The 20,135-nt window shown below is 55.0% G+C and carries 16 protein-coding genes; 11 read left to right on the top strand and 5 right to left on the bottom strand.

The window, feature by feature from the left end:
• Positions 1 to 173: 173 nt before the first annotated feature.
• Entirely contained in the window at positions 174 to 845 is a 672-nt protein-coding gene (locus Q371_RS00815) for an SDR family oxidoreductase (protein WP_034335298.1), read from the bottom strand.
• A 242-nt stretch (positions 846 to 1,087) separates the two neighbouring features.
• Here Q371_RS00815 and Q371_RS00820 point away from each other — a divergent pair, with 242 nt between their 5' ends.
• The 3 genes from Q371_RS00820 to Q371_RS00830 are packed head-to-tail and all read left to right on the top strand — an operon-like array spanning position 1,088 to position 3,692.
• Positions 1,088 to 2,683, top strand: a complete 1,596-nt coding sequence (locus Q371_RS00820; RefSeq protein WP_034334858.1) for a gamma-glutamyltransferase family protein — start codon at positions 1,088 to 1,090, stop codon at positions 2,681 to 2,683.
• Between the two features lie 2 nt (positions 2,684 to 2,685).
• Entirely contained in the window at positions 2,686 to 3,438 is a 753-nt protein-coding gene (locus Q371_RS00825) for a sulfite exporter TauE/SafE family protein (protein WP_034334860.1), read from the top strand.
• On the top strand, positions 3,435 to 3,692 hold the full coding sequence (locus tag Q371_RS00830) for a hypothetical protein (protein WP_034334862.1): 258 nt from the start codon (positions 3,435 to 3,437) through the stop codon (positions 3,690 to 3,692). The genes Q371_RS00825 and Q371_RS00830 overlap by 4 nt, the downstream gene beginning before the upstream one ends.
• A 161-nt stretch (positions 3,693 to 3,853) precedes the next feature.
• Here Q371_RS00830 and Q371_RS00835 read toward each other — a convergent pair whose 3' ends face one another.
• From Q371_RS00835 to Q371_RS00850, 4 genes are all read right to left on the bottom strand, one after another.
• A complete protein-coding gene (locus Q371_RS00835; RefSeq protein WP_051963040.1) occupies positions 3,854 to 6,706 on the bottom strand; it encodes a glycoside hydrolase family 31 protein in 2,853 nt (950 codons plus the stop codon).
• Between the two features lie 152 nt (positions 6,707 to 6,858).
• The gene (locus tag Q371_RS00840) at positions 6,859 to 8,376 is read right to left on the bottom strand and encodes a hypothetical protein (protein WP_034334865.1); all 1,518 of its coding nucleotides are present in this window, start codon (positions 8,374 to 8,376) and stop codon (positions 6,859 to 6,861) included.
• A 289-nt stretch (positions 8,377 to 8,665) separates the two neighbouring features.
• Entirely contained in the window at positions 8,666 to 9,310 is a 645-nt protein-coding gene (gene pgmB, locus Q371_RS00845; protein ID WP_034334867.1) for a beta-phosphoglucomutase, read from the bottom strand.
• The gene (locus Q371_RS00850; RefSeq protein ID WP_034334870.1) at positions 9,307 to 11,655 is read right to left on the bottom strand and encodes a glycoside hydrolase family 65 protein; all 2,349 of its coding nucleotides are present in this window, start codon (positions 11,653 to 11,655) and stop codon (positions 9,307 to 9,309) included. Before Q371_RS00850 ends, pgmB begins: the two co-directional genes overlap by 4 nt.
• 423 nt (positions 11,656 to 12,078) lie before the next feature.
• Here Q371_RS00850 and truD point away from each other — a divergent pair, with 423 nt between their 5' ends.
• The 8 genes from truD (at position 12,079) to Q371_RS00890 (ending at position 20,077) form a co-directional block, all read left to right on the top strand.
• Positions 12,079 to 13,164: a tRNA pseudouridine(13) synthase TruD gene (truD, locus tag Q371_RS00855; protein WP_051963041.1), complete on the top strand. Its 1,086-nt coding sequence runs from the start codon at positions 12,079 to 12,081 to the stop codon at positions 13,162 to 13,164.
• Positions 13,109 to 13,546 carry a DUF3293 domain-containing protein gene (locus Q371_RS00860; protein ID WP_084571148.1) on the top strand — a complete coding sequence of 146 codons (438 nt, stop codon included), beginning with the start codon at positions 13,109 to 13,111 and terminating at the stop codon, positions 13,544 to 13,546. The genes truD and Q371_RS00860 overlap by 56 nt, the downstream gene beginning before the upstream one ends.
• A gap of 154 nt (positions 13,547 to 13,700) precedes the next feature.
• Positions 13,701 to 15,377, top strand: a complete 1,677-nt coding sequence (locus Q371_RS00865) for an ATP-binding protein (protein WP_342668488.1) — start codon at positions 13,701 to 13,703, stop codon at positions 15,375 to 15,377.
• A gap of 9 nt (positions 15,378 to 15,386) precedes the next feature.
• The gene (locus Q371_RS00870; RefSeq protein ID WP_051963043.1) at positions 15,387 to 16,517 is read left to right on the top strand and encodes a hypothetical protein; all 1,131 of its coding nucleotides are present in this window, start codon (positions 15,387 to 15,389) and stop codon (positions 16,515 to 16,517) included.
• 93 nt (positions 16,518 to 16,610) lie between these two features.
• On the top strand, positions 16,611 to 17,789 hold the full coding sequence (pilM, locus tag Q371_RS00875) for a type IV pilus assembly protein PilM (RefSeq protein ID WP_034334873.1): 1,179 nt from the start codon (positions 16,611 to 16,613) through the stop codon (positions 17,787 to 17,789).
• Entirely contained in the window at positions 17,782 to 18,444 is a 663-nt protein-coding gene (locus tag Q371_RS00880; protein WP_034334875.1) for a hypothetical protein, read from the top strand. The genes pilM and Q371_RS00880 overlap by 8 nt, the downstream gene beginning before the upstream one ends.
• A complete protein-coding gene (locus Q371_RS00885) occupies positions 18,441 to 19,106 on the top strand; it encodes a type IV pilus inner membrane component PilO (protein ID WP_034334877.1) in 666 nt (221 codons plus the stop codon). Before Q371_RS00880 ends, Q371_RS00885 begins: the two co-directional genes overlap by 4 nt.
• Entirely contained in the window at positions 19,103 to 20,077 is a 975-nt protein-coding gene (locus Q371_RS00890) for a hypothetical protein (protein ID WP_034334879.1), read from the top strand. Before Q371_RS00885 ends, Q371_RS00890 begins: the two co-directional genes overlap by 4 nt.
• The last annotated feature ends 58 nt before the right edge of the window (positions 20,078 to 20,135 follow it).

The raw sequence follows: 20,135 nt of genomic DNA on the forward strand, positions 1-20,135 counted from the left end.
CCTGCATCAAGAAAGCAAACCCTTCTGCCAAGGGCGAGGCACGCCTCGCCCCTACAATGCCTTCTGCCTTTCTAGCTCTCGGCTCTCGGCACTGTCTTTGACTCCAATACGCGTTTGCGGAACGGCCCGCTTCGCGCTGAGTCGCCTGGCCCTCGGCATTCCCCCTTTTGCCTTCACCCCGGTCGAATGGAAAGCTCCTCAATCACACTGGGCCGCTGCATGTCCAGCACCGTTTTGATGGCCTGAGCGACATCCTCTGCACGGACGTATTTCTCGGGCTGGTATTCGGCGTGTTCCATGTCTCGGACCTGCTTTTGCATGTCGGTGGCGGTCCGGCCCGGATACACCGTGGTGACGCTGATCAGGGGCTCCTCCTGACGCAAAGCATCTGCCAGAGCTTTAAGTGCAAATTTGCTGGCTGCGTAGCCTCCCCAGCCCGGACTGGCCCTGAGTCCTGCCCCTGAGTTCACAAACACCACTTTCCCTCTGGAAGCACGCAGTTGGGGCAGGGCTTGCTGGGTAAGCACCAGAGCGGTCAGGACGTTGCTCTGGTACATGCTTTCCCAGTCTTCGAGTTGGCTGTCCTGAATGCTGGAGAGCACCACCTCACCTGCACAGTGCACCACTGCATCCAGAGCAGGAAGGGTTTCGATCAGGGCCTGTACGGCCTGTGCATCGGTCAAGGGCAGGGCTTCTGTGCGGGCCTCTGGGAATTCTGTTTGCAGGGAGGTCAGTTTTTGAGGGTTTCGGCCAAGGAGGACCAGTTGGGCATGGTCTTTCAGCAAGCGGGCAAGGGCGATGCCAATGCCTCCGGTGGCTCCAGTGATCAGGATGGTGGGTTGCATGGGGACAATGTAGCGGATTTTGTCAGGAGCTGTCAGTGTTGGGGACTCAGCTTTCAGCGAAAAGCCTTCAGAAGCTTTTGCCTTCGAAGACAGCAAGACCAAAAGGCCAAGCTCACTCAAGTTGTCAATGGAAAGTAGACCTTCCTTCTGGCTTACCGCTGATGGTTCTCTGTTTGCGTCGCCCGGACAGTGACTTTGCATTGACCCTGCCCTCGGCCCTCGGCAAATGTTAGAGTCAGTGCATGTTGAACCCTTACTCACCCTTTCGTCAGCCCATTCATGCCAGCAAAGGGATGGTTGCCACCTCGCAACCTCTGGCTGCACAGGCCGGGCTCTTCATCCTGCGGGAAGGGGGCAATGCCATCGATGCTGCCATTGCCACAGCAGCAGCCCTGACCGTGCTGGAGCCCACCAGCAACGGCATTGGAGGGGATGCTTTTGCTCTGGTCTGGACCGAAGGCAAACTGCACGGCTTGAACGGATCAGGACGGGCACCCCGTTTGCTGTCCAGAGATGCCTTGCAGGGCATGGGCATTTCCGAGATTCCCAGCAAAGGCTGGGTTCCAGTCACAGTACCCGGTGCACCCAGAACGTGGGCAGACCTGCACCAGCGGTTTGGGCGGTTGCCTTTTCATCAGGTGCTGGCTCCAGCCATTGAATATGCCAGAGGGGGTTATCCGCTCAGTCCGGTGCTGGCCCACAACTGGAAACGGGTCATCAGGGCTTATGCATCCAACACCTCAGAGGAATTCAAGGGATGGCAGCAAACCTTCACCCCTGAAGGTTTTGAACCCCGCGCTGGCCAACTCTGGAGCAGCGAAAGCCATGCCAGAACCCTTGAAGCGATTGCCCGAAGTCAGGCTGAGGAGTTTTACTCTGGAGATCTGGCGAAGCGCATGGACCATTTTGCCAAAGACACTGGGGGGTTCATCCGCCTTGAAGATTTGGCGCTGCACAAGAGCCAGTGGGTGCAACCCATCTCTGTGGATTACATGGAGCATCAGGTGTGGGAGATTCCACCCAATGGGCAGGGCATTGTGGCTCTGGAAGCCCTCAACATCCTCAAGGGTTTTGAGCTTCCCAAACACCGTGAAGACCCAGAGGGCTTGCACCTGCAAATCGAGGCCATGAAACTGGCTTTTGCGGATGCTTTCCAGCATGTCGGTGACATGGAGCATGTGGATGTTCCGGTGCAAAAGTTGCTCTCTGAAGAACATGCAGCAGCACGCAGAAGTTTGATCTCTGGTCAGGCCTGGGTCCCTGAGCCTGCAGATCCTGCCTCTCATGGCACGGTTTACCTGTGCACCGCAGATGGTGAAGGCAACATGGTGTCTTTCATCCAGAGCAATTACATGGGGTTTGGCAGTGGAATCGTGGTGCCCAACACGGGCATTGCCTTGCAAAACCGGGGCCACAACTTCAATCTGGTTTCCGGGCATCCCAATGAACTCAAACCGCGCAAACGGCCTTACCACACCATCATTCCGGGCTTCTTGACCCGAGGGGATGAGCCTGTTGGGCCTTTCGGGGTGATGGGAGGGTTCATGCAACCACAGGGGCACCTGCAAATGGTCTTGAACACCCTGAACCACGGGATGAATCCGCAGGTGGCGCTGGATGCACCCAGATGGCAATGGACCTCTGGTCTGAAGGTGGAGTTTGAAGCCCACATGCCCCGCCATGTGGTTCAAGCCCTTCAGGACATGGGCCATCAGGTCAGTGTGCTGGCAGACTCCTCCGCTTTTGGGCGTGGTCAGATCATCTGGAGGGACCCCAAAACCGGGGTGCTCTCGGGTGGCAGCGATGGTCGGACCGACGGTCAGGTGGCAGGGTACTGACCATGATCATCGCTGGAATTTTGATTGGACTGCTGGCCGGAGTGCTCGGCGCGATTCTGGGCCTTGGAGGTGGGGTGGTGGTGGTGCCTGCTCTGGAATTCATTGCACCCAGGCTGGGGCATGACCTGAGGATTCAGGAAGCCATCGCCATCAGCCAGATTGGGGTGCTTGCTGTGGGGATTGCCTCCACGGCAGGTTACCTGAAACGCAACCTGATTCAGATGCGAACCGGGTATCTGCTCTCCCCTTACACCGTGCTGGGTGGAGCGGTGGGCAGTGTGCTGGGTCTGGTGCTGCCTGCTGCTTACGTGGCTCTGGTGTTCGCCTTGCTGCTGCTTTACAGCGCGTACACCCTGATCAAAGGCATGAAACGGGTGGAAACCGGGCGGGACAAACCCAGCCCTTACGTGGTGCCAGCCATGGGCTTCGCGGGCATCATGGCTGGACTGCTGGGCATTGGTGGAGGAACCGTTCAGGTGCCTGTGATGAACCTGATGCTGGGCCTGCCCATCCGTGAAGCCATTGCCACCAGCACCTTCATCATGGGCATCACCGCCACCGGAAATGCACTGGTGTATCAGGCTGCAGGACTGCTGGATGCCAGAGTGGCATGCGCGATTGCTCTGGGCATTCTGGTGGGAGCCAGACTCGGGGCGAACCTGCAACAACGGATTCCGGCCCAGCAACTCAAACTGTTCTTCTCTCTGCTTTTGATTTACACCGCAGGGAACCTGATCTGGAAGTACTGGTTATGAAAAACATCTTGCCCGAGAAATATTTTCCTGTGGCTTACGCAATCGGTCTGGGCGTTTTGCTGGTTGGGGTGCTTTTTCCAGACCTCAGCCTCTACAGCGCGTTTTACCTGATGTTGATTCCTCTCCTGGCAGCCCTGATCGTGGCTGTTCGGGCTTTTGGCAACAAGGACCGTGCACTGGGATGGGCAGCCTCGCTTGCTTTGCTGGGGGTGACTCTGGTGTTTGTGCTCAGTTTTTACCTGCCGAAAAAGTGATTGCACTGAAAGAAAAAGCCCTCGTGTGTCGAGGGCTTTTTTTGTGTCTGAAGGTTCAATGGTCTCTGAAGCAGATCAGTGAAATGGGAGGATTGAGAGGATTCCTGCCATTTCAAAACCCTGGACAGAGAAACAACCTCTTATGCTTCTGAGAAAATGCTTTAAAAAGTCGCCACGACTTGCAGGTTCGGGTTGTTGTCGTACACCTTGATGAAGGTGGTCTGCAAACTGACATTGAAATAAAACGCATTGCTCCCAGAGGCTTGCAGATTGTCTGCGCCGACCTGATCGCCACTGCTGGAGGTCACATTGGAGAGCACCTGTCCATTGACCGTGACGTTTTGGGGCATGCTGGTGGACAACAGGGCCACAAAGAAGTAAGGCTCTGCCGGGGTGTACTGGTCGTGGGTTCGGACCACAGACACGGTTTTCTGGTTGCCAGAGCTCTGGGTGCTGATTTCGGTCAGGCGGTAGGCTTGCTGGGACTGATAATTGGTGGTCAGACCATCATCGAGGTACAGGGTGTACTGGCGGTCTGGGCCGGGGTAAATGCTCAGGGTCAGGGGGTTGCTGGGCAACTGGCCCACCCACTGCTCGACCTGTCTGCTGGGCAAGATGGCCCCTGCACGCACATAAATGGGCAGGATGTTCATGACCTGTTCCAGAGGGGCGTAATAGCTGATGGTTTGCCCTCCTGCAGCCGGGGCAGGCAAAGGCTCTTCGTTGTTCTGGTAAGGGTACCAATCCCAACCGGCAGGCAGGTAAATGTCTCTGGTGGGGCTGATGGGTGGGCTTGCGGTTTCGGCCTGAAACAGGATGGGGGCAATCAAAAGGTCCTGTCCCACCAAGAATTGATCGTCCAGATGGTTGTAAATGTTGGGGTCCTGAGGGTCGGTGAGCAGCATGGCTCTGGCGATGGGCAGTCCAGTCTGGGTGCACTGGTACATGGCGTCGTAGAACACCTGCATCAACTGGTAACGCATCTGGATGTACTTTCGGCAATTGCTCGGGACCGGTTCACCGTAGTTGTAAGGCTCCTGAAAACCCTTGGAATAACCATCGTAGTGGTTTCGGAACCATGGCAGGAATGCCCCGAGGGTCATCCAGCGGGTGAACAGTTCATAATTGGTGATCTGGCCGTAGGCGCGTCCATCCTGAACGTAAAAATCCCCCTCGGATGCCGAGCCGTTGGCAAACCCCCCAATGTCACACCCCGAGATCGGAATGCCGGACAGGCCCAGATTGAGCACCTCTGGAACATTGATTTGCAGGAAATCCCAGCTTGAGGCGGAGTCTCCGGTCCAGAGGCCTGCGTAACGCTGAATGCCAGCGTAACCCCCTCGGGCAATGATGAAATTGCGCAGGTTGGGCCGAATCTGGGCCAGACCTTCGTAGGTGGATTGACTGAGCAGCAAAGCATAAGCGTTGTGCACCTTGGCACTGGGCACCTGTTCACCGAATGAGGTCACCATCAGGTCGCCGGGAAAGGTTTTGTATGTGGCAGGATTGTCCACACCGGGCGAGAGGGCTGGATCGGTCATGTCCTGCCAGACCATTTGCAAACCCATGTCAAAGAGGCTCTGGTACTGCTTGCCCCACCAGGCTTGCACCTCGGGGCGACCAAAGTCCGGGTAGTATCCGTAAGACCCGAGCACGTCGCTTCCGGTGTCGGGTTGTGCCATGTAAGGGTTGATGCCTGTGTTGACCCCGTAATTTTCGTTGCCGACGAACAGGTCCGTGGTGGCAGGCTGACCGGCTCTGGAGTTGGTGATGAACACCCCCTCTGAAAGCCCAGTCTCCAGAGCAGGATAAGGCTCTGAACTGGGGCCTGTGTTGCCATTTTCGTCATAGGGGTTGGCATCAATGAGTGCGGTGATGTTGGTGCTGCACTTGAAGCCAATCAGGGACAGGTAAGAGAACATCGCCTGTGCATCTGGAAACTTGAGCCCAGATGCCGTGAAGGTGCGGTAGTTGTTCTGGAAATCCACATCGATGTGGATGCCATCACAGGGAATCTGCGCTGAGCGGTAAGCATTCGCCACAGCCATGACATGGTACTGGTCGTAGTAGCCGTAACACCCCTGATGGTAACCAAACACGTACTTGGGGGGCATGGGTGGGGTTCCGGTCAGTGCGGTGTACTGCTGAACCACATCCGCTGCCACAGAACCGGCCATGAAGTAATAATTCAGATCCCCAAACAGGGCTCCAAAGTAATACTTGCCATACATGTTCGAATAATCGCTGGCCCCGATGTTGATGTAAGACTGGGCCACATTGTCAAAGAAAATCCCATAAGCATAAGCCTGCCCCTGAAAAGCCCCCGTGGGATTGGGGTTCACTTCAATGAGCAAGGGCACCGAGTTGTACAGGGATTCACTGGGGTTCAGGGGACCGGGTTGCTCCCCCTCTGGAAGTGGGCTGGTGGCATAGGTGAAGTTGTCAAAATTGAAGAAAGTCATGGTGAATTCGTTTTTGGCAAGGGTGGAGCCTGCTTTTTCACCAAACCCGAAGTACATGGCGTTCGCGGGATACACCTTGAAATTCGCCACACACTCTCCGGTGTACACGAGGTTGTAACTGGAGGTGTCCTGATGGATCAGTTGCCCGTTGCGGTACACCTGAATGGAGTATGGATCTTTGAGGATCACCACCTCCAGAGCCCCGGTCTGCACCACAATCTGGGATCCGGTGTCCTGCACTTTCAGTGTGCTGGCATCGAAACCAAACTGGGTGTTCACCACGGCGTAAGAGTTGTCTGTGCTGTAATTCCCTGTGCTGTTGAATCGCACCCGAAACAGGGTGGGGGAATAAAAGTACAGCAGCGGACCGGGGCCTTGCTGCATGTTCAGTTGGAGGGTGTTGCCAGTCAGGGTATATCCTTCTACATTCCCGAGTTGCTGCCACTGCCCAAGGTTTGGGGTGAACTGGTCCACGGGCACGAAAGGATAGCTGTCGTCCTGACTCTGGTTGGTCTGGGCAAGCTCAAGTTGTTTGTTCAAAAGCTGGGTCATGGTCTGCTCCCATCAAACAGGTCCTCACCCTTGCGGGTCAGGCGGAAAGAAGCCTGCACAGGGGCGGCAAGCTCAAATCAATTGGCAATCGTTTGGGGTCATGCATCAGACCAGAGGCACCTGATGTTTGGGAAAGGCACCTCTGGCGGTTTTCATTGGCGGATTTTGGCTTTTTGCTGCAAAAGCCAACTGAAGTCCCCGGTCAGCGGAACCCCATACAGGGGGTTGGTGCTGCTGAGGGCTTTTTTGGGATCGTAAGCAATGGCAACCCCCGCACTGGAATGGCATCCGGTGCAGCTTTCCGTGCCAAAGATCGGGGTGGTTTCGCTCTGGGGGAAACCTTCAATCTGGTGCCATGCAGGTTCGTTTCCTGCCTGAAAGTAAGTTTCCATGGTGATGTTGGTGAGGTAGGTGGGGGTCACCATTCCACCGGCTTTGTTGGTGATGCTGTTGGGGAACACACCTGCATCAAAAGGCAAGGTGGGTGTGGGTGGTGCAGAGGGGTCGGTGGGCCACTGGGTGTCAATCAACTGGTAATACTGGAACACGTTTCCGGGCACCAGTTGGGCCAGAGCGGCCTGCACCTGTTGATTGAGTTGCTGCTTGTCGGTGGGGATCGGAATCATGCGCAGGGCTTGCGTGGGCTGGTAAATCAAGGTGGGATCCCAGCCGTTGTAATACTGACCGCTCGGGATGGGTTGGCCGGGAATCACTGCGTTTAAAGGGGGCTCAGTGTTCACAGGCAAAAGCTGGTTGTTGGGGTTGTAGAAAGACGGCATCAAACGCTGGCCGTTGTAGGTCAGGGGCGGCACTTCAAGGTTGTCTACGTGCTCAAAAGTGGCCCAGATCCACTGCTTGGCGTACTGGGTTTTGGCAGAGATGTGGAACCCCACCAACCCGAGCAGCACATCTTTTTTCACCAGAGGTTTGCTGAACTGCTCTGGATCGTTGATGTTGATGTCTCCAATGGTGGTGAAGTAGCGGGAAGGGTCATCGGTTTTGGGGTCCAGAATGCGCCATGCGGCTTTCAGTTCAATGGCCCCAATGTCTCCGTTGTAGACGCCAGCAGGGAAAGAAATGGTTTGCCCACTGTTCACAAAATCAACCTGACCCTGCACGTAGTACAGGTTGTTGTTGACCACATAATCCACTTCTTTGGGACTCATGCGGATTTCGTAAGTGACCCAGTTGCCGTTTTTGTCCACCAGAGGTCCTGTAAAAGCTTGCAAGGCCTCTTCCACCTCGTCAGGCATGGTGTTGCCTGTGTTTTGAACCGTGTGGGTGTCTTTTCCCTGAGCTGAGGTCAAAACCGGGGGTTGCCCATCAGGTGTGAACACCTCATAATCGTGCTTCCAGTGTTCCCAGACCACGCCATGATCGCTTTTCTGGCCAATGTTGAGGGTGTTGTCGGGTTGTCCATCTGCGGTTGCAGGCCAGTTGAGGCCCACAAAAGCCTGCCATGCGAAGATGTCAAACATCCTCTGGGATTGATCAAACTGTTGCTGGGCATTGAAGGCATCCAGTTGTTGCACATCAATGTCACCTGGAACCTGGGAGGTGAACGGCAACGGATAAGGGGTGAGCACTTCCGGTTGCAACACCGAACTTTGCAAGGCAAACGCGAGGCTTCCTCCGGCAAGCACCAGAGTGGCTTTGATCCAGTTTTTCATGGGTTCCCCCTTGGAACACTTCAGGCAACGCAGTTGGACGTCTGGTTGCTGGGCTGAGGGTTCGGGTTTCAGGTTGTGAAGGCAAAGTTCAATGGAACAGCTTCAAAAGAAAGCATGCAAGACACTTGCAGGGTAGCCCCTCGGGCACAAGTTCCACATGAGGCTTTTTATGGGATTTTACTCAGGGTTTTCCCTGATGCGCTGATCTTTAATTTTTCAAATTCCAATCAAAATGCTTTTCCAAAAAGCAAAAAACCCTGCCAAAAGCAGGGTTCTGAAATTCAGCAATTTATTGCAGAAACGCTTGAATGTTGAAGGCTGTCAAATCAGGAATCACCTGATCTGCCTGAGACAACACCTCAGGATCACCCACCCCCACGGCGTACATGCCTGCTGCCTTGATGGACGCCACTCCTGCCACCGCATCTTCAATGCCCAAGCAGTGTTCAGGGGCCACCCCGAGTTCATGGGCCGCTTTCAGGAAAATCTCGGGGTCGGGTTTGCCCCTCTGGATGGTGCTGGCATCCACGATGTAATCAAACTTGTCGGTGATGCCAAGGCTTTCCAGCACCGTAAAGGCATTGCGGCTCACAGACGCCAACCCAACTTTCAACCCTGCTGCACGCACAGAGTCCAGAGCCTGCACTGCACCGGGCAACAGGTCTGCCGGGGTCATGCCAGCAATGAGTTCCTGATAGTGCATGTTCTTCTGGGTTGCCAGAGCGACCTTTTCCTCTTCTGAAAAAGACAAGTCGCCCTGCGCCAGAATCAGGTTCAAAGAGCCCATCCGGTCCACCCCTTTGAGTTTCTCGTTGAAGACCTCATCAAATGGGACACCGATTTGCTCTGCAAGGTGCTTCCATGCCAAGAAATGGTAGTGGGCAGTATCTGTGATCACCCCATCCAGATCGAAAATCACGGCTTCCAGCTTCATGCCCCCTCCCCTTCCAGAGGCAGGCTCTGGCTTGCCCCTTCTTGCAAGTGGACGTTCTGGTTTCCATGCTGGAGGACCAGACCTGTTCCTTTCAAAAGCAGGTATTCGGCCTGCCCGTTTTCCACACGGACCTGCAAAAGCTGCCCCCTCACATGCACTTTGAACTGGTAATGGATCCAGCTCTGGGGCAACTGGGGATTGAAGTGCAACACCCCTTGATGGGAACGCATCCCGGCGAAACCGTACACCACTCCCATCCACGTGCCAGCCATGGCTGCGGTGTGCACCCCGTGCTGGGTGTTGTTGTGCTGGTTGTCGAGGTCCATCCGTGCCGTGTCCATGAAGTAGTCGTAGGCTTTCTGGCGGTATCCCACTTCACTCGCCATGATGCTGAAAATACAAGAGGACAGGGACGAATCATGGGTGGTGAGGGGCTCGTAGTAATCGTAGTCCCGTTTTTTCTCTTCCAGAGAGAACTGGTCTGACAGCAACATCAGGGCCAGCACCACATCCGCCTGCTTGCACACCTGGTAACGGTAAATCACCAGAGGGTGATAATGCAGCAGCAAAGGATAATGATCGCTTGGGGTGTTTTCAAAATCCCAGACGGCTCTGGATAAAAAGGAATCGTCCTGTGGGTGAACCCCCAGCTTTTCATCTGTGGGCAAGTACATCCGTTCCGCAGCCTGTTGCCAGCCATCGATTTCGGACAGGCCGAGGTCCATTTGAGAGGCCACCTGCTGGAAAACCTCGGGGTGCAGTTTTTGCAGTTTCCGAGCGACTTGACTGGCAAATTGCAGGTGCATTTTCGCCATGGCATTGGTGTAAAAGTTGTTGTTCACCAGAGCGGAGTACTCATCGGGTCCAGTCACTTCATTGATGCAAAAAGCACCGCCTCTGGGCTCGATGAACGCCCCAATCCCCATCCAGATGCGGGCGGTCTCCATGAGCACCTCTGCCCCACCTTCCAGCAGGTAAGATTCATCGCCGGTGATTTCGGTGTAAAGCTTGATGGAGTAAGCGATGTCTGCGTTGATGTGGTACTGGGCAGTTCCTGCAGGGAAATATGCCGAACACTCTTCGCCAGCAATGGTGCGCCATGGATACAGTGCACCTTTTTTGTGAGACATCTGACGGGCGCGTTCCCGGGCATGGTTCAGCCCTTGCAAGCGGTATTCGAGAAGCTTGCGGGCAATCTCGGGGCGGGTGAACAGCATCACCGGAAAAATGTAGATTTCAGTGTCCCAGAAATAATGGCCTTCGTAGCCCTCTCCGGTGACCCCTTTGGCGGCAATATTGGTTTTGCCGTCTTTGCCCACGCTTTGCAGCAGGTGAAACTGGTTGAACCGGATGCCTTGTTGCAGGGCATCATCCCCAGAGATTTCCACATCGGCCTCAGACCAGTACGCCTGAAGGTAAGCTTTCTGCGACTGAACCAGCCTCTCAAACCCTCCCAGTCTGGCATGGGTCAAGAGCTCTCTGGCCCGAGGAAGCAACTCTGCCTCTGGAAAATCCCTTGAGGTGAAATAAGCACCGTACTTGTGCAAAGTGACGGTCTCGTGCTCTTGAATGTCAATCTGGTAATCGTGTTCAGAGGATTGCCTCTGGCCTTGCAAACTGCTACTGAAATCAGACGCCTGCAACTGGTGGTCGATGGCACTCACCAGTCCAAAACCACTGTTGCGGGTTTTGTGAACCAGAGCCGAAAAGTCCTGATCCTGCACCACTTCCTGAAGCATCAATGGAGGCGCACTGACATGGGAACCCACTCTGGGGTCATCTCCTGCTGCGAGGTGGCGCACTTCTCCATCCACACTGGACACCAGACGGATGGGTCCAGAGAAATTCAGGGCGGTCACCTGAAATTCCATGGCGAACAGGTGCTTGTGCTCAAAAGACACCAGTCTGCGAATCTGGATCCGCACTTTTTTACCAGAGCCTGAGGTCCAGACCACCTCACGGTGCAGCACCCCTTCGCGGAAGTCCAGAGAACGTTGATGTGTTTCAAGCGTTCCCTGAAAGACATCAAAAGCCTCGTTGTCGATCCAGAGCTGCACCCGTTTGGCATTGGGCACATTCAACATGAACTGGTTGCGGCGGGCCAGTCCATAAGCGTTCTCTGGATACTGGATCGGCTCAATGTCGTAAAAGCCATTCAAAAAGGTGCCATCTCTGGAGGTTCCAGCAGGCCCCGAATACCCTTCTTCAAAAGTGGCCCTCTGGCCGATGTACCCGTTCCCCAGAGCGAACAGGGTCTCTGCAAGCTGGTTCCTGAGGGGATCACAGTGCGGCTCTGTGATCCCCCAGGGTGCCAGGGGAAAGGTGTGGCTGCCAACGTCGTGCATGGTTCTCCTCCCTGATTGCGAGGGAGTGCGGCGCTCCCTCGCTTCCATCCTGAACCCATCATAGACCCCCTTTTTGGACCGGGTATGGCTGTCTCAACAAGGGCCAGAACGTTGCGCAAATTTCCAAAATTGTCTATACAGATTTGAGGCACCCCGGACCTTGGATCAAAGCACAAATCCAAGGTTTTGTTGATGATTGAGCAGACCGAGAAGAGAAGAACCTGATCACAGAAACCACCACAAGCCATAAACAGAAATCCCTGTCTGATCCCGGAGAGGTTTTGATGCCTTTTGCCCTCGGCTCTGGGCTCTCGGCTCTCGGCAACTGGGCGAGGCATGCCTGACCCCTAATCTCAGCCCTTGACCCTTCACCAGACCCTTCATTTGTATTCCCCTGAGCCATCCCTTAACGTGTAAAACGCCATGAGCTTACTTTTCAATTGGGATGACCTTGCTTACATCACCACGGACCTTCCGGGCACCGGAGGGCGCATCCGTTCCGAAATTGCAGACTTTCAGGTGGATGAAGTGCCTGCCTACCCTTTCTCTGGAGAAGGTGACTTTCTATACCTGCACATCGAAAAAATCGGTCAGAACAGCAACCACGTGGTCAAAATGCTGGGCGAGCAACTTGGGGTGCGCTTTGACAAGGTGGGGGTGGCCGGACTGAAAGACCGCCATGCCATCACCACACAGTGGATCAGCCTGCCTGCCCGTTATGAAAAACAACTGGATGCTCTGGACATGCCGGGCGTGCGGATTCTGGAAACCACACGCCACAACAACAAACTCGGGATCGGGCACCTGAAAGGAAACCAATTCTCCATCCGGGTCAGGGATGCCGATGCAAGCCATGTTCCAGCGGTTCTGGAAGCCCTGAAGCCCATTGGGATTCCCAATTACTACGGTCCCCAGAGGTTCGGCCTGCAAGGCAAAAATGCCGAAATGGGGCTGGACATTGCCCGCAAGAATTTCAAAGGCAAAGCCAGCACCCCCGTCCGGCGGTTTTTGATCAGCAGTGTGCAGTCCTTGCTGTTCAATGGTTTTCTGTCCAGAAGAATCGAGCGGGGCATTTACGACCAGCTCATTCTGGGAGACATGGCCAAAAAACACGACACAGGCGGGGTTTTTCTGGTGGAATCTCTCGACGAGAGTCCCAGAGCCCTGCGTGGCGAGGTCTCAGCAACTGGAACCCTGTACGGGCGCAAAATCAAACCCCTCACGCTGGATGCAGGCGCTCTGGAACAGGAAGTGCTGGCCGAATTCGGGGTGACCCTCGATGATTTCCGTTCCAGACTTGGGGACCGCAGAATCACGAGGCTTTTCACAGACATTGATTTTGAGCCCACCGAAGATGGGTACTGGCTGCGCTTCTTTTTGCCCAAAGGCGCTTTTGCCACCAGTGTGCTGCGCGAAGTCATGAAAGTCAGCGTGGACACCAGCGAGGAAGACGATGCGAGCGAACCCACCCTCGATCCCAGCAACCCTGATTCAGGCGTATCTGAATAGCCCATATGCACTCAACCACATCAGGCTCTACCTCAATGAACATCCAGCCCATCTGCCTCTGGCCTTGCCTGAGCGGTGGGCAATGGTGACGGCCTTCAATCCACAAAGCAGGCAACTGACCCTTCAGGAAAACCAAAGTCGGCATGAGGCTTTGCAACAAGCTGTGCGGGCTCTGGGTTTCCCAGTGGATTTTTATGTGGCTGGCGAAGGGGAATGGGAAGAACCGGGCTGCTTGATTCGGGGCATTTCCCTGAAAGCGGCCCTCCAACTGGGATCGAATTTTGATCAAAACGCTGTGCTTTACGGCTCAGGCCAGAGGGTGGCTCTGGTCTGGGTCAAACCTGTGCGAATCATGCGTCTCTGGTGGACAACACAGGACTGAACCTCAAGCGGTGAACAAGTGTGTCACCTGCCTCCACAGCCTTTTTCTCATGCGATTGGCCCTCGGCTCTGGTTGCAGGGCCTCATGCACTTTGCCTTCTTCCCCTGAAGTCCGATACACTGATGCCCTTGATGCTGGACACAGGTGATAAACGTTGATCGACAATCTGGAAAAACTGATCCGTGAAGGGGCCACCCCCGAACGCATTTTGCTGACCACGCAGGTGGGGCCGGACACCCTCGCAAGGTATGCCATTGGTCTGGCCAATGCCAGAGGGGGCATTTTGATTGTGGGTGCTGCGGGTGGGCACATGGAGGACGCTTCCGACATCCATCCTTTGCAGATCACCCATGCGATTTTTGAGCTTTCAAGCGGAAAACTCAGTGTGAATGCCCACCACCAGCAGGCTTTTGGGGCTTCGGTGATGGTGGTGTATGTGCCTCAGGCCCCTTACCTGCTCGCCTCCAGAGATGGTGAGGTGCTGGCATGGGATGGCCTGAAGCTCTCCCCCATCGAAGGACTCTGGGACCGCAGCCCTCAGGCACAGCCGGATTTCACGGCAACCGTTCCACCCATGAGCAGCCTGTCGGACATTGATCCTCTGGAAGTGGGCAGACTCAGGCGCGGCTTGCAGGGCCGGGCTTCGGGTCTGGGTCAGCTTGCAGACATGGATTTCCTGCGAGAACTGAACCTGCTGGTGGATGTGGATGGAACCCTCAAACCCAATCTGGCAGGCATTCTGATGGCAGGCACCCCACAGGCACTCAAACGCCTGATCCCTCAGGCCGAGGTGAGTTATTACCACCATCCCCATGGAGATGTGGAGTTCTCTTTTCGTGAAGACCTCTTGCAACCCCTCCCAGCCATGGTGGAACGCCTGCGTGACCTGATCCAGCTTCGCAACAGTTTTTCTCCACTGCAAGTGGGCCTGTTCAGAATTGAAGTGTGGGACTTCGACGAGGTGGTGTACCGCGAAGCCATCCTGAACGCCATGATGCACCGGGACTACCAGCTCAGGGACACCGTACACATCCACCACTACCCGGACCGTCTGGAAATCTCCAACCCCGGTGGCTTGCCGGGAGGCATCACTGCCGAGAACATCCTTCGCCACCAGCCCAAACGGCGCAACCCCATTCTGGCGGAAGCTCTGGCCAAACTGGGCTATGTGGAGCGTGCAGGGGTGGGTGTGGACAAGATGTACCAACTGCTCTTGCGTCACGGCAAAGAACCCCCAGAGTTCACCACATATAAAGATGCCGTCACCCTGAGCATCCACAACCCCGGCTTTGATGCCGATTTTGTGAAATTTGTGGCCCGCAAACAGGAAGAAATGCAGACCTTCAGTCTGGACATGCTGATTGTGCTCAGTTACCTGAACCGCATGGGAGAAGGCAACCGCACCGACCTTGCTGCAGCCCTGCAACTTCCAGAGGACCGCATTGTGCGTCTGCTGCACCTGATGGAAGAAAAAGAGTTGATTGTTCGGACAGGTCGGGGCAAAGCCAGCCTGTATGAACTCGCCAGGGCCTCCAGAAACCTGTTGCATCACAAGCCTCTGGAAACCAAGCCTGTGCAGCCAACAGTCACGGCAAACAAAGCCACTGAGCCTGTGGTGGTCGTGGTGCCCAGAGGGTATGTGAACAACCCGGACCTTGAGCATCTGGTGCTTCAAGAAGCGTCCAAACCTGAGGGCACCGCCAACGCCGAACTGCGTGAAATGCTGGGTCTGGACATCCAGCAAACCTCCCGGTTGCTGCGCCATCTGGTGAAAAAAGGGCGTCTCAGAAAAATGGGAACATCCCCTCGAAAAACCCGGTATCATGCCTGAAGAACCTGCATGGGCACCTCTGGACCGGGAAAGCCGAAACGACGATATTATGTTGCCACCCTGACCCTGGTGGTGATGCTCAGCCTCAGTCCCAGTGTGTCCTGGGGCGTGTCAAAGTATTTTGAAAATTTGCGGGAGCGTGCCCTGAACCAGACCCCTGAAGCTGTGAGCAACCTGCCTGATGCTCCCGCAGGGGTTCCAAGGTCAGATGTGCTCAGGGATTATGCTCCCCAGTCGGTGGCCTTTGAAAGCACCCTTGATCGCCTTCAAATCTCTGCAGAGCGCCGAATTCGGCTTCTGGAAATCCACTGGAACCTTTACCTGACCTCTCGCAGAACCCTGGGAAAATCCAAAACTTCGGCGCTCTTGAAATTGCTGCATCAGGAATTGGGCAATCAAGATGTGACAGCAGGCCGCAGAAGTGTCTTCAACAGCCCGGAAGTGGCTCTGGAACAGGTCAACACCTGGCTGGGTTTTTTTCATGCTGTGCAAAACCAATCTTTTGGGTCTGAAAAAGAGCTGGAACTGTTTCTGAATGACCACAGTCCGATCCGTCTGGTGCCCTCTCAGGTGCTTGCCCAACGCAAAGGCATCCTGAGGGCAGCAAGAGCTTTCCGATTTCCCCCTGCAGCTCTGGCCGGGGTGGTGGACAACGAACTCTCAGGGACAGACAGTGCATATGGGCTGGCCGGCAAACTGCGAAATTTCACCGATGTGATTGCTTTGCGCAATGCCCAGCTTTATGGCAGCAGTGGGGTTACAGGCAACCTGTCACGCACGGTGGGCATTGCACAGATGTCCTGGGAAGACAGCTTGCTGCAAAAACCCAGGTTTGCCTCTTTTGGCTTGAATGTCAGTCGCTTTCCCAGCAACGAAGCCCAGGCCCGCCTGGTGCTCCTCAAGGCCGACCAGAACTTGCTTTTTACCGCTTCCAGATTGCGTGGCTACCTGAATGCCGCCCTGAAAAAAGAGCCTTTGAACAGCCAAATTGTAACGAGCGCCGAGGTGTACTTTCTGGCTCCCGCATGGCACAATTCTCCTGAGAAAGCCCAGAAGGGCTACACTTGGGGCTACGCCTGGAACGCTTTTTTCAAGTCCTGCCTATACGAATTTTTGCTTGCAAGAAAGCCAAAATCTTAAGACTCGGATGTGAGAACTTGCCGAAATGGTGTGAAAAACTCCATAATTTGTAACAGTGTGTTAAGATCAAGTTAAAGAAATCCCGGAGGTAGCGTGCAAAATTTCTTCAATCAGCTATGGTCGCGGAAGAATGCGATTGGACTCGAGATCGGTGCCAGCGCCATCAAAATCGTCGAGCTGAATCCAGGGTCTCCGCCTGACCTCATCAAGGCGGTCAGCACACCCACCCCCAGCGGTACGATGCAGGATGGACAGGTCTTCGAGCCCAAGGCACTCGCAGAAGAAATCCGCCGCTTGATTCGTGAACACGACATCAAGACCAAGCAGGTGATCACCACCATCCCCAACCAAGCCGCCGTCACCCGCAACATCTTTGTGCCAGTCATGGACCGCCGGGAACTCGATGAATCCATCAAATGGGAAGCCGAAAGATACCTCCCTTATGCTGTCGACGATGTGGTTCTGGATTACGACCTTTTGGACAACCCAAAAGACGTGCAGAACGACACCGGACAGATGGAAATCGTGATTGCAGCAGCACCCAAAGACATCATTTACCGTTATGTCGAAGTGCTCAAACTGGCCGGTCTGGAACCCATCGCCATTGATGTGAAGCCTTTCGCCGCCCTCAGGGCCTTGCGTGGCAGCCTGATGGGAAGCCACCTCAGCAAAAGCACCCTGACCGGAGGCACTTACTCCGAGCAGGGAGAAGTTGCTGTGATGCTGGACATCGGCGCTTCCAGCACCGTGATTGCACTGGTGCGTGGAGACCGGCTCCTGATGACCCGCAACATTTCCATTGCTGCAGACGATTTCACCACTGCAGTGCAAAAAGCTTTCCAGCTTGATTTCTACTCTGCAGAAAACGTCAAGCTGCAGTATGGTGCAGCCACCCTGCCCACCGAAGACAACGAAGACCTTCTGGACATCGACACCAGCAACGATACCTACTCCAGTGCCAAAGTGTACGATGCCATCCGTCCTGTGCTCGCAGACCTGCTGACCGAGATCCGACGCAGTCTGGAGTTTTACCGTGTTCAGGCCGGAGACATCGTGATTGACCGCGTTTGCCTCTCTGGAGGTGGCGCCAAACTGGTTGGCCTTTCTCAGGCCATCAGCGACACCCTTGGTCTGTATGTGGAGGTGGGCAATCCCTGGATGGTCACCAACACCAAAATCGCCAAAATTGACCCCGCCTACCTGAAAGAATTCGGTCCTGAATTCGCAGTGGCTCTGGGTCTGGCGGTACGAGGGGTGAAGGGCATTGATTAAGATCAACCTGCTTCCAAAAGAACTTGCGGTCCACCGCGAAACCAATTTGTGGACTGTGGCCGCCGTAGTGGTTCCTGTTCTGGCCCTTGGTGTGGCTGCCACCATGCACATCATGCGAATCAATGAGCTGAACCAGCTCAACGAAGAAGTGACCGTGATGAGCGCAGAGCTGGAAGCCCGCAAAGCAGACATTGCTGAACAAAATGCTCTGGACCAGAAAAAGCGGGAACTCAGCGTTTACAGCGATGTGCGTGCCAACTTGCAGGCCCTGTCCAGCGATTGGCGTGGAGACATTGAGCGGTTTGTCGGCCAGATTCCCACTGGATCGACCAACCCCACCATTGCACTCAACACACTCGGGGTGGCCCTCCCGGCAGCCAACACCATTGCATTTGATGGACGTCCTGCAAGCAAAGTGCTGACCATTCAAGGCACAGCCAAAACCAACCAGGCACTGATTGACTTTGTCAAAGCCTTTGAAGACAGTCAGGATTTTGCCATACAGTTCCAGAATGCCACCCGTCAAAAAGAATCCAGCCAGTATGACTTCACGGTCAACGTCAATCTTGTCAAAGCCAGTGCAACGGAAACTCCAGCTGACGGCACCACAGGCAGTTCTACCACTCCCACCACTGCGCAGGGGACCAACCCATGAAGCTCAAACAGCGTGACATTGCCTTCATATCCATTGCAGCAACGCTTCTGCTGATCCTGGGATGGTATTTCTGGCTGTACCAGCCCAAAGGTGTTGAAATTGCCAACAAGGTCCTGGAGAAGGACAACCTGCAATTGCAGTTGGACCGTGCCAAAGCAGCAGCGGCGCGCTTGCCTCAACTGCGGCTTGAAGTTGCCCAGTTGGAACTGGAAAAACAAGAATTCTTGCAGCAGTTGCCTGAAACCTTGCGCTTTGGAGAGTTCCTGCAAGACCTCCGCCAAATTGTGGCCGATTCTGGAAGCACCCTGTTGAGCATCGCCCCTCAAGCGGTGGACCAGAGCACCCTTCCTGCAGGTGTGGTTCCCATCAATGTGGCCCTCAACCTGGACACCACCTTCCCAGGACTGTTGTCCGTGGTTTCTGCAATCCAAGAACTGCAGCGCTTCTCCACCATCAACAACATCAACTTGAAAATTGAAAGCGTCAACCGAAGCACTGCAAGCAATCCAAAGTTGACAGCTGCTCTGACCATCACGGTGTACACCTTTGATGTCCAAAAGGCCCTTCAGCAAAGCCAACCTCAAACCCAACCTGAGGGTGGCACCACTCCTCCTGCTCAACCCGGCGGAACTTCAGCTCCCGAGGGAGGAAATGCGTCATGACCGGACCCGCCAACAAAACATCTTCAGGACCGTTGCTCTGGATTGTCATCGCCCTGCTGGCCGTGGGAGGTGGAGGGGCCTATTATTTTCTGACCCAAAATCAGGATGCCACTGTGGTCAATCCACCTGTTGTGGAACCCACCGGTCCTGATGGCCCCGTACAGATTGGCAAACCCCTGGTGGTGAAAGAGTTGCCCTTTTTGACCACTTCAAATCGGACCGTGATTGTGGAATCCGATTCTGAAACAACAACAGCCACGGGTGCCAGCCGGCGCACATCCAACCCATTCATTCCGGTCAGCATCCCTGTGCAAGAGAATGCCAGCAACACCTCTGGCAATCCAAACCAGGTTTCCACTTCCACTTCCACCTCCACTTTCAATCCTCCAGCCATCCCGGTCAATACAGGGACCATTCCCACCCAGCCTGACTTCAACAGCGGTCAACCCATTGGCAACATTGGAACTGGGGACAATGTGGTGGTGCTGCCTGGAACAGGCCTGCCCAGTCCCACCTCTGGCAACTCCAACAGCGGTTCCAACGGCGGTTCCACAGGAAACCCAACAACCATCAAGCCTCCACGCGTTGTTCCACTTCCTGTTCCAAGTGTGGCGCAACCCAAAACCAACAGCAGTGTTGCGGTTCCAGAGCAAAAGAGCACCATCATTTCTGCTCCCACGCCCGTCCTGATTTCTTCACTGGTGGTCCCCACCTCCAAAACCCCTCCCACCGACACTCCAGTGGCTGAAAGTGCCCTGATCAAAACTGCCACAGCCCTGGAATTGGCTTTCAGTTCTGTGGTGATCGGGCCCAACAGCACGGCAGTGTTCAACAGCAACAAAGGCTACCTGGTGGCTGCCACTGGACAAAAGCTTGCTGGTACGGACATTCTGGTGAAGGCTATTTCTCAACAACAAGTCACATTACAGCTCGGAGAGGAAACTCTGGAGCTGACTCTGGATAGGCGGTGAGTGATGTTAAAACGTAATCTCCTGGTTTTAAGTCTGCTGGCAGGTGTGGCCTTTGCGG

This window comes from Deinococcus misasensis DSM 22328, from assembly GCF_000745915.1.
Taxonomy (GTDB): Bacteria; Deinococcota; Deinococci; order Deinococcales; family Deinococcaceae; genus Deinococcus_C; species Deinococcus_C misasensis.